This window comes from Schumannella sp. 10F1B-5-1 (genome assembly GCF_006517535.1).
Lineage (GTDB): Bacteria > Actinomycetota > Actinomycetes > Actinomycetales > Microbacteriaceae > Schumannella.
The window spans coordinates 338,377-348,112 of record NZ_VHQH01000001.1; the positions used below are offsets into that span (position 1 = coordinate 338,377).

Here is a 9,736-nt window from a genome sequence, read left to right on the forward strand (position 1 = left end):
TCGCTCGCCGGGATCGCTCCCCTCGACCCCGGCGAGACGCTGGTGAAGTTCAATGGGTTGCGTGCCAGTGCCCGGCGCGACGCCGACCGCCGCGACGGATGCCGACTCGATCGGCGACGACACGGCCGCCGCCGGACGCACCAGCCCCCGCGCGCGCGCTCCGAGCTCCGCGCTCATTCGGGCGGCTCCGTCCAGCCGATCTGCAGCCCGGCGCCGCCGCGGCGCGTGAGCAGCGACGCGCGGCCGGGAGGCAGCGGCTTGCCGCGCCCCGGGGTGAACGTGAGCGGCTCCGACGCGGGCAGCGACAGGGTGAGCTCGGGCGTGTTCGACTCGTGCAGGCGGCGGATCACCGCATCCATCGCCGTTCTGCTCGACCCCGCGCCCGCGCGGGCCAGGATCAGGTGCAGGCCGATGTCGCCGGCCTGCGGGATGAGCTCGACGAGCGGCGTGAGCGGGCCGCCCATCGTGCCCAGCAGCAGGTCGTAGTCGTCGACGAACACGAAGTGCTCGGGACCGCTCCACCAGTCGCGGCGCCGCAGCTGCGCCGGCGTGATGTCGGCGCTCGGCACCCGCTCGCGCAGCTCGGCCACGAGCTTGGCGACGACCTGCTCGGTCGCCGACGTCGAGAACGCCGTGGCGAACTGGTACTCGTCGGGCACCGACTCGACGACGCCGCGGCGCGGGTCGATCACGGTGATGCGCGCCGCGTCGGGGCCGTGCGCGGCGACGACGCCGCTGGCGAGCAGCCGCAGTGCTCCCGTCTTTCCGCTCGCGGAGTCGCCGACGATGCTGAGATGCGGGCGGGCGGCGAAGTCGTGCCACACGGGCTCGAGGTCCTGCTCGCCGTGGCCCAGCGCGATGCGCGGACCGGGTGCGGTCGGTGCGGGCAGCAGCGCGGCGTCGAGCACGGCGGGAAGCATCCGCACCGCCGGGGCCACGGGACCGCTCCAGGCCTCGAGCACCGCCTCGCCCAGGTCGCGGGATGCGGTAGCGAGGCCCTCGATCGTGGTCGCGCCGTCGATGCGGGGCACGCCGGCGAGGAAGTGCATGCCCTCGGCCGTGATGCCGCGACCGGGCAGCTGCGGAACCGTCGCGGCCTTGCGCATGCCGTGCACCGAGTCGATCGGGTCGCCGAGCTTGAGCTCGACGCGCGTGCCGAGCTGGTCGCGCAGCGAGCTGTGCACGTCGGTCCAGCGGCTCGTCGAGATCATCACGTGCACGCCGTAGGCGAGGCCCTGGCGGGCGAGCTCGCGCAGGGCGAGGTCGTGCTCCTCGAACTCCGCGCGCAGCGCCGACCAGCCGTCGACCACGAGGAAGACGTCGCCGAACTGCTGCTCGGCGAGCTCGCCGGCCGCACGGCGGGCCCGGTACTCGGCCATGCCCTCGAGCGACTCGTCGGTGAACAGCTGCTCGCGCTCGCGCAGCAGCGTGCGCACCTCGGCGATCGTGCGCGCCACCTGCTCGCCCTGACGCCGCGTGGCGACGCCGCCGACGTGCGGCAGCCCCTCGAGCGTCGAGAGCCCGCCGCCGCCGAAGTCGATGCAGTAGAACTGAACCTCGGCCGGCGTGTGGGTGAGCGCGAGCGCGCTCACCATCGTGCGCAGCAGCGCCGTCTTGCCCGACTGCGGTCCGCCGGCCACGCCGACGTTGCCGCCGGCGCCCGCGAGGTCGATCTCGTAGAGCTCGCGCGTCTGCTCGTAGGGCTTGTCGACGACGCCGATCGGCACGCTGAGGTGGCCCGAGCCGGTCCAGCCGATGGCGTGCAGACCGCGGTCGGGGTCGGGCAGCAGCGGCGGCAGCAGCTGGTCGAGCGTGGGCGGCGCGCCGAGCGGCGGCAGCCACACCTGGTGCGCGGGCGGGCCGAAGCCGACGAGCTTGTCGACGATCATGCCCATCACGGTGGAGTCGGCGCCGGAGCCGGCGCCGCCCGTGCCCGCACCAGCACCTGCGCCCGCACTCGAGCTCTCGGCGATCGGCGCGGGCGCGACGGCGGAGCCGTCGAGGGCGGCGACCGCGTCGTCGACCGCGGGCGCCGCGACCGGCGACGCGCCGAACAGCACGACCTGCTGGCGCACCTCCTCCTGCCGCTGCTCGCGCGTGCGGCGGCGGTATGCGCCCGACACGTAGGCGGCCTTGAATCGGGTGAGGGTGGCGACGTCGCTGCGCAGGTAGCCGTTGCCGGGAGCGTTCGGCAGGGAGTGCGCATCCGGCACGCCGATGACGCTGCGGCTCTCCATGGCCGAGAAGGTGCGCAGGCCGATGCGGTACGACAGGTGGCTCTCGAGCTTCGTCATGCGGCCGTCTTCGAGGCGCTGGGATGCGAGCAGCAGGTGCACGCCCAGCGAGCGGCCGAGGCGGCCGATCATGACGAACAGCTCGGCGAAGTCGGGGTTGGAGGCGAGCAGCTCGCTGAACTCGTCGACGATCACGAACAGGGTGGGCATCGCCTCGAGCGGAGCCCCCGCGAGCCGCGCCTTCTCGTGCTCGAGCAGCGAGGAGTAGTTGCCGGCCGCGCGCAGGTACTCCTGGCGGCGGTTGAGCTCGCCGGCGAGCGCATCCTGCATGCGCGTGACGAGCGTCGCCTCGTCGGCGAGGTTCGTGATGAGCGCCGACACGTGCGGCAGCTCGTCGAGGCCCAGGAACGTCGCGCCGCCCTTGAAGTCGACGAGCACGAAGTTCAGCGTCTCCGAGGAGTGCGTCATGGCCATGCCGAGCACGAGCGTGCGCAGCAGCTCGCTCTTGCCCGATCCGGTGGCGCCGATGAGCAGGCCGTGCGGCCCCATGCCGCCCTGCGCCGCCTCCTTGATGTCGAGGGCGACGGGATGCCCGCGCTCGTCGACGCCGAGGGGGATGCGCAGGCGCGACCGGTCGAGCTCCTCGCGCAGGAATCCCTCGGGCGACCACTGGTCGACGTCGTCGATGCCGAGCAGCGTCGGCAGCTCGAAGTCGGAGACCATCGGCTCGCTCGCATCCGCCGAGCGGCTGCCGACGCGATAGGGCGCGATGACCCGCACGAGCGCGGTCGCCGCGGCCACGCTGAGGCGGTCGGGCGCGCACATCGCGGTGCGCTGCACGCCCTCGGTGCGGTCGGTGCGCACGATGTGCACGACCTCGGGATGCACGTCGAGCAGCAGCCCGGAGGTGTCGGACTCGTCGACCTCGATGCCGAGGCTCAGCGTCGTCGCGCAGCGGTATCCCGCCGACGCGATGCGCGACCCCGTGGGCGGCGCGACGCCGTCGAACACGACCAGGTGGTACGGCTCGTCGGCGGTCGGCGCGGCGCCCGGCTCGAAGCGCGACCGGCTGTTCAGCTCGCCGTCGAGCATCTCGATGAAGCCCGGCACGTCGACGCCGAACAGCCGCGTCGAGCCCGCGCCGTCCTGCAGGCTCGGGTGCTGCGCGTGCGGCAGCCACTTCACCCAGTCCCAGTCGGCGGCGCGCTCCGGCGTCGTGCAGACGGCGATGCGCAGCTCGTCGGGGGCGTGCGCGGTGACCGCCTGCGCGACCATCGCGCGCACCATCGCCCGCGCCGCATCCTCGTCGCCCATCAGGCGGATGTCGGCGAGCCGGCGCAGGAACAGCGACACGGGCAGGTCGGGCACCGAGCCGTGCACGGCGATGAAGCGGCGCAGCGCGCGGGCCGAGAGCGGCTCGAGGTCGGCGATCGGCTTGGTCGACAGCGGCGTGATGCGCTGGCTGAGGCTGTGCGATCCGGTGCCGATGCGCACCTCGCCGAAGTCGCCGTGGCTGCCGCGCCGCTCCCAGAGCCGTCCGGTCATCGCGACGTTCGCGAGCGAGGCGGGGTCGGGGTGACGCCAGGTGAGGGATGCGCGCTGCCGGGCGGCCGCGCCGCGCACCCGGCTGCGCACCTGCCCGAGGTAGCGCATGAAGTCGCGGCGGTCGCCGCGCACGGTGTTGCGGCGCTCGGCCGCGGCGCGCGAGAGCTGCACGAGCACCATGAGGATCGCGAGACCGAGCATGCCGAGGAACAGGCCGACGGCGAGCGCCGGGTTCCGCTGGCCGAGGAAGACGAGCATCATGACGCCGCTGATGAGCATCATCGGCACCATCATGAGCATCATCAGCGGATCCTTCGGCTGCAGCTCGGGCAGCGACGGCGGCTCCTGAAGCTCGATGTCTCCGGCAGGCATCTCCGGCGGCTTCTCGCGCTGCTGCCTGCGGAACGGGATCGTGCTCATCTCGGCTCTCCTCGATGGGACGGCGCCGCTCGGTGCGACGGTGTCATCTGGTCCACGCGCGGCACCCCCTCCCGCGGTTCACTTCCTCGCGGGATCGGCCGTGCGGGTGCCGGGCGGATGCGGCGGGAGCGGCCGCGAGATCGTCGACCGATCGGCGTCGGTGAACCCCGTGGATGCGGTCGCGCGTGTGCTGGGCATGACGACGCTCGAACAGCGCAGCCAGCCCGGCCGCCCCGTCGGCCCGAGCCAGGGACAGTCCGGCCCGAGCCAGGCTCCGGGGCAGAGCCGGGCCGTGGAGCCCTCCGTCGCGGCCGCGGCCGGCGCGGGAGACATGTGCCGGCTGAGCGTGGTGGGCCCGACGTCGCGCGTCGAGCTCGCCGTACCCTCGCACATCCCGATCGTCGAGCTGCTGCCGACGATCGTCGGCCACCTCGACCCGGTGCTCGCCACGCGCGGACTCGACCACGGCGGCTGGGTGCTGCAGCGGCTCGGGCATCCGCCGCTCGACGAGGACCGCGGCACGGCGGCGGCGGGCCTGCTCGACGGCGACGTGCTCTACCTGCGCCCGCGCAACGGCGCGCTCGCCCAGGCGCAGTACGACGATCTGGTCGACGGCGTGCAGTCGGTGCTCGACGCCCGCGACGACTCGTGGAGCGCCGTGTGGACGCGCCGGGCGGCGCTCACCGCCGGCACGCTCGCCTGCCTGGTCGCGGTCGCCGTCGCCGGCACGGCCGGACCGGCCGCGCCCATCGTCGCCGGGTCGCTGGCGCTGCTGCTGCTCGCCGCGGGCGCCCTCGTGAGCCGGCTCTGGGATGCGGCGATCGGCTCGCTGCTCATCGGCACCGGCGTGGTCGGCGCCGCGGTCGCCGGGGCGACCACGCCCGCGGCGCTGTTCTCGGGCGCGGGCTCGACCCCGCTCGCCGCCGCGGCCGTGGGGGCCGCCGCGACCGGCGTCGCGGCCGGCGCCGCCGCCTACGCGCGCGGCGGCATCCGCCCGAACCTGCTCGCGACCGCCGGCGCGGCCATCGTGGTCGTGCTCGGGCTCGTCGTGCCGCTCCTGCTGCGGCTCCCGCTCGTCGCGGGCGCGGCGATCGTCGTGCTGCTCGCGCTCGCCGTGGCGCGCGCCATCCCCGTGCTCGCCGCCTGGATCGGCGGGCTGAGCGTCGATCCCGTGCCGCTGTCGCCGAAGGAGTTCCAGGCCGGACTCGACGCCGTGCCCGCCGACGAGGTCGAGCGCAAGGCGACCGTCGCGCACCAGACCGCGACGGCGCTCTGGGCGGCCTGGGCCGTCGTGCTGTGCGCGGCGATCAGCGTGCTCGCGCTCGACTCGGGCTGGGCGTCGATGGCGCTCGTCGGCGCCGCGAGCGTCGGCGCGCTGCTGCAGGCGCGCGAGCTGCACGCCACGCTGCAGCGCGGCGCCGTGCTGGTGGCCGCGACGCTGCCGATCGTGGTGCTGGCGCTCGCGCTCGCATCCCGGCTCGACACGCTGTGGCAGATCCTCATCGCCGCCGTGCTCGTCGTCGCCGCCGCCAACGCGTGCGTCGCCGCGCTGCTGCTGCCGCGGGGGCGTCTCGCGCCCACCTGGGGCCGCGCCGGCGACGTCCTGCACTGGTGCTGCGCCATCGCGATCCCCGCCCTCGTGCTCGCGGTCGTCGGCCTCTACGAGTGGATCGCCGATCTCGTGTGAACCATCCACGGCGGTGCCGTCGTGGTCGAGATGAAAGGGGAGGAGGAACGACATGTACGGACGCCGTGATCTCGTGGATGCGCACCTCTTCCTGCGCGGACGCCTCTCGGCTGCGGTGCTCCGCTCCGACCCCGACGCGCCCGACCGCCCGCTGCGGCGCACCGCGACCGGCATGGCCATCGGCATCGCCGTCGCCGCCGGCGCGATGGTCGTCGTGGTCGTGCTCAACATCTTCCTCTTCACGACGAACGACGCCTGGCGCGACCAGGCGGGCGCGCTGCTCGTCGACAAGGCCACCGGCAGCCGCTACCTGCTCATCGACGACACGCTGCACCCGGTGATGAACCTCACCTCCGCGGCGCTGCTCGTCGGTGCTCCGCCCGCCGTCATCCAGGTGTCGAGCGACGACCTCGCCTCGGTGCCCCGCGGCGCCCCCGTCGGCGTGGAGGGCCTGCCCGACGAGCTGCCCGCGCCGCAGTCCGGGGCTCCCGTGTGGTCGGCCTGCGCGGCCGACGGCGGCACGACCCTCGCGATCGGCGGCGCGACCGACGCGACCCCGATCGGCGACGGCGAGGCCGTGCTCGTGCGCGCGCCCGCCGACGACGACGCCGACGCCGACGCCGCCGCCGCCGCCGACGAGCTCACGCTCGTCCACGACGGCACGCGGTCCCGCCTCGCCGGGCCGTGGGCGGCTCGCGCGCTCGGATTCGAGCCGAGCGCGGCGGTGGACGTCGACGACGCGTGGCTCGACACGATCCCCAGCGGGCGCGACATCGACCTCTCCGAGCTCACGCTCGGCGGCGCCGGCCCGACGATCGGCGGCAAGCCGACGACGCTGGGGCAGCTCATCGAGGCCAAGGGCGAGGGCGGCCGCTACGTCGTCACCGAGTCGGGGCTCATGCCCGTCACCGAGCTCGTCGCCGCGCTGCTCGCGGCCGAGCAGGACCACGACCTGCCGAAGCCCCGCAGCCTCGCGACCCGCGACCTCGTCGCCACGCAGATCACCGAGGCCGCCGCCTGGCAGGACGAGCTGCCGGCGACGCCGCCGACCTCGATCGGCGCCGACCTCGCGCCCTGCTCCGTGTGGGCCGACGGCGCGACGACGATCGCCACGGTCGACGCCGCCTCCGTCGCCGACGCGGCCGACACCGCCACGGTGTCGCCGGGCGCCGGGCTGCTCGCCTCCACCGCCGCCGCCCCCGGCGTGCGCGGCGCCGGCCTCTACCTCGTGTCCGACGACGGCACCAAGTACCCCGTCGCCGACACCGACACCGCATCCGCCCTCGGGCTCGATGCCTCCAGCTCCCCCGCCGTGCCGGCCGCGCTGCTCGCGCTGCTGCCGACGGGGCCCACGATCGCGAAATAGGAGAGGAGCGCCCTGACCCCGCATTCCACATCCCCCCGACCCTGACCTCTCTCGACCCTGAGAACGCCACACCTAAGGAGAAATCTCATGGCACAGCTCACCGGTTTCGAGGCGGACACGCTTCGACAGATCATCAGCCGCACGATGGAGCAGGTCTCCGCGATGGAGGCCGCCCGCGGCCGCGTCGAGGACGCCACCCAGACCATCGCCTCGGCCGCCCAGGCCCAGGCGGGCACCGTGCTCCGCCAGCGCCTCACCGAGTGGCAGAGCGAGTACAGCGACATCAAGAACAAGCTCGACATCCTCAACACCCAGGTCCAGACGCTGCTCTCGCAGCGCACCAACACCGACGACTCGACCGCGTCGAGCGCCGCGGCCTGATCCCCCACTCCACGAAAGGAAACGACATGTCGTTCAACGTCGACCTCGTCCAGTTCGAGGTGGCCAACAGCTCGCTCAACAGCTCCTGCCAGGAGGTGGAGCAGATCCTGCAGAACATCTACGACACCATCCGGCCGATGGGCGAGGCCCAGTGGGGTCGTTCGCTGCCGGTGTGGGGCGAGCTGCAGCAGCGCTGGAACAGCGAGTACCAGGAGGTGCAGCAGGCCGGCCTCAACATCAAGAACGCCGCCGTGCGCGTGCGCGAGGAGTTCTACGACGGCGACGTGCGAGGCGCGGCCGTCTTCAGCTGAGCCCGACGGGATGCCCGCCCCGCCCTCCGTGCGGCGGGCATCCCGCGGTCTCGCTCGAGACTCCAGAGAGGAGAGCCCCCATGGCAGATGAGGGAACGCGCGTCGCATTCGACCGCGAGCAGTACAAGAAGGTGCAGGCGCTGGTCTCGAACGTCGCCACGACGAACGACGACGCGCTCTACGGAAAAGACGGCTACTCCATCGGCTCCGACCTCCGGGCGCAGCCCACCGAGGCGCGCTGGGAGGTCGCCGTGCAGGTCGGCAACGACGTCTCGGCGCTCGCCGGCCAGGTGCGCACCTTCACCGACACCTTCACCGAGAAGACGCTTCCCGAGTACCAGGACCAGCTGGAGAAGGCCGAGAAGCTCTTCGAGGAGACCGACGACCTGAGCACGTCCGACGCCCAGGCCTGACGACCCCTCCCATCCGAACGAACCCCCTGCGACCAGGAAGGCATCATGGCCGACGACGAGACGAACGAGGGCTCGCACGGCGCCGACGGCGCAGGGGGTTCGTCGGGTGGATCGACCGCCACCGGCGACATGGGACTCGAGGCGCTGCTCGCCCTCGTGACGGGCGTCGAGGACAGCGGCGTGGCCGGAGTGCTCGACACCCTGCAGGACGGCACGACCGGATGGGTCACCGGGACCCCGGGAGGCCCGGGCCGTGACGACTGGTCGCCGAACCTGTACTACGGCTACTTCCACTACGAAGAAGACGAGCGGATCTTCGAGCTCATCAACAACCCGGAGCCCGCCCAGCAGTTCAACGACGCGTTCAAGCTGCTCGTCGGCAACATCGGCAAGGTCACCTCCGACAACATGCCGGGGCTCAGCGCGCGGCGCTCGGAGACCGCATCCGCTCTCTTCGCGAACTTCAACCAGGTGACCGGCAACAACGTGCAGGACATCACGGCGCTCGCGACGTCGCTCGGCGCCGAGGACTCGTCGATCCGCGGCTCGGCGGCCGCCGCGCTGCTCGCGCAGCTCACCTCCCAGCAGAAGTCGCTCGAGGCGATGCACCGCCAGCTCACCGACGACGGCGGCGTCGCGACCCGGCTGCAGGAGGTCGCGACCGCGGTGCGCACCTTCATGTCGTCGGTCGAGAGCACCTGGAACGCGCACAGCACGGCGATCGCCGACACGGCGGGCCAGGCGAAGGCCGCCGTGATGATGGACATCTACAAGTACATCGAGGCCGAGGACGCGAAGTGGCGTGCCGCCAAATCGGGCCGCAACGGCATGTCGATCGAGCACGCGAAGCAGGTGATGGGCGCCTACACCTGGGGCGATCGCGGCGGCATGGCGCCCGAGGGCTTCACGAGCGCGAGCGGCGACCTGCGCAGCACCTCGACGTTCGGCATGATCAACCGGGCCATCTCGCAGTCGGTGCGCGACGTCATGGCGAAGGCCGCCGGCGAGGTGTTCACGGCGCAGCAGACGCTCGAGACGGCGATGCGCACCTCGCTGCGCACCTTCAAGAACATGCAGGACCCGACGGTCGCCCCCGAAGACACCTCGGCCGACTACACCGGCGGCGACGACATCGGCGGGGATGACATCGGCGGCGGAGGCGACGGCCCCGACTGGGACGACATCTTCGGCGACGACGGCCCCGGCGGGGATGACATCGGCGGCGACGGAGTCGGCGGAGACGGCCCTGGCGGCGACGGCGTGAGCGGCGACGGCGATGACGTGTTCGGCGACGGACCCGGGGGCGACGGCGCGGGCGGAGGGGACTTCGGCGGCAGCGGTGCCGGCGGGGGCGACTTCGGCGGCTCCGGCGCCGGCGG

Annotated in this window: 7 protein-coding genes; 6 read left to right on the forward strand and 1 reads right to left on the reverse strand. The window is 73.3% G+C overall.

What is annotated here, in order from left to right; genetic code table 11:
• Window positions 1-173: 173 nt before the first annotated feature.
• Window positions 174-4,199, reverse strand: coding sequence for a type VII secretion protein EccCa (eccCa, locus tag FJ658_RS01645; protein WP_141143621.1), 4,026 nt, complete (start codon window positions 4,197-4,199; stop codon window positions 174-176).
• A 196-nt stretch (window positions 4,200-4,395) separates the two neighbouring features.
• Here eccCa and eccD point away from each other — a divergent pair, with 196 nt between their 5' ends.
• The 6 genes from eccD to FJ658_RS01675 all read left to right on the forward strand — a co-directional run.
• Complete coding sequence (gene eccD / locus FJ658_RS01650) at window positions 4,396-5,886, forward strand: type VII secretion integral membrane protein EccD (protein WP_181408279.1); 1,491 nt, start codon at window positions 4,396-4,398, stop codon at window positions 5,884-5,886.
• Between the two features lie 52 nt (window positions 5,887-5,938).
• Entirely contained in the window at window positions 5,939-7,252 is a 1,314-nt protein-coding gene (eccB, locus tag FJ658_RS01655) for a type VII secretion protein EccB (RefSeq protein WP_141143623.1), read from the forward strand.
• Between the two features lie 87 nt (window positions 7,253-7,339).
• On the forward strand, window positions 7,340-7,633 hold the full coding sequence (locus FJ658_RS01660) for a hypothetical protein (protein ID WP_141143624.1): 294 nt from the start codon (window positions 7,340-7,342) through the stop codon (window positions 7,631-7,633).
• A 26-nt stretch (window positions 7,634-7,659) separates the two neighbouring features.
• Window positions 7,660-7,944: a hypothetical protein gene (locus FJ658_RS01665; RefSeq protein ID WP_141143625.1), complete on the forward strand. Its 285-nt coding sequence runs from the start codon at window positions 7,660-7,662 to the stop codon at window positions 7,942-7,944.
• A gap of 80 nt (window positions 7,945-8,024) precedes the next feature.
• On the forward strand, window positions 8,025-8,357 hold the full coding sequence (locus FJ658_RS01670) for a hypothetical protein (RefSeq protein ID WP_141143626.1): 333 nt from the start codon (window positions 8,025-8,027) through the stop codon (window positions 8,355-8,357).
• A gap of 45 nt (window positions 8,358-8,402) precedes the next feature.
• Window positions 8,403-9,736 (forward strand): hypothetical protein (locus FJ658_RS01675; protein ID WP_181408280.1); only part of this gene is annotated, 1,334 nt, incomplete at its 3' end.

Bases quoted from the DNA above. Each gene is read 5' to 3' on its own strand.
- eccCa (WP_141143621.1), bottom strand. From the start codon at position 4,199: ATGAGCACGATCCCGTTCCGCAGGCAGCAGCGCGAGAAGCCGCCGGAG.
- eccD (WP_181408279.1), top strand. From the start codon at position 4,396: ATGACGACGCTCGAACAGCGCAGCCAGCCCGGCCGCCCCGTCGGCCCG.
- FJ658_RS01670 (WP_141143626.1), top strand. From the start codon at position 8,025: ATGGCAGATGAGGGAACGCGCGTCGCATTCGACCGCGAGCAGTACAAG.
- FJ658_RS01665 (WP_141143625.1), top strand. From the start codon at position 7,660: ATGTCGTTCAACGTCGACCTCGTCCAGTTCGAGGTGGCCAACAGCTCG.
- eccB (WP_141143623.1), top strand. From the start codon at position 5,939: ATGTACGGACGCCGTGATCTCGTGGATGCGCACCTCTTCCTGCGCGGA.
- FJ658_RS01660 (WP_141143624.1), top strand. From the start codon at position 7,340: ATGGCACAGCTCACCGGTTTCGAGGCGGACACGCTTCGACAGATCATC.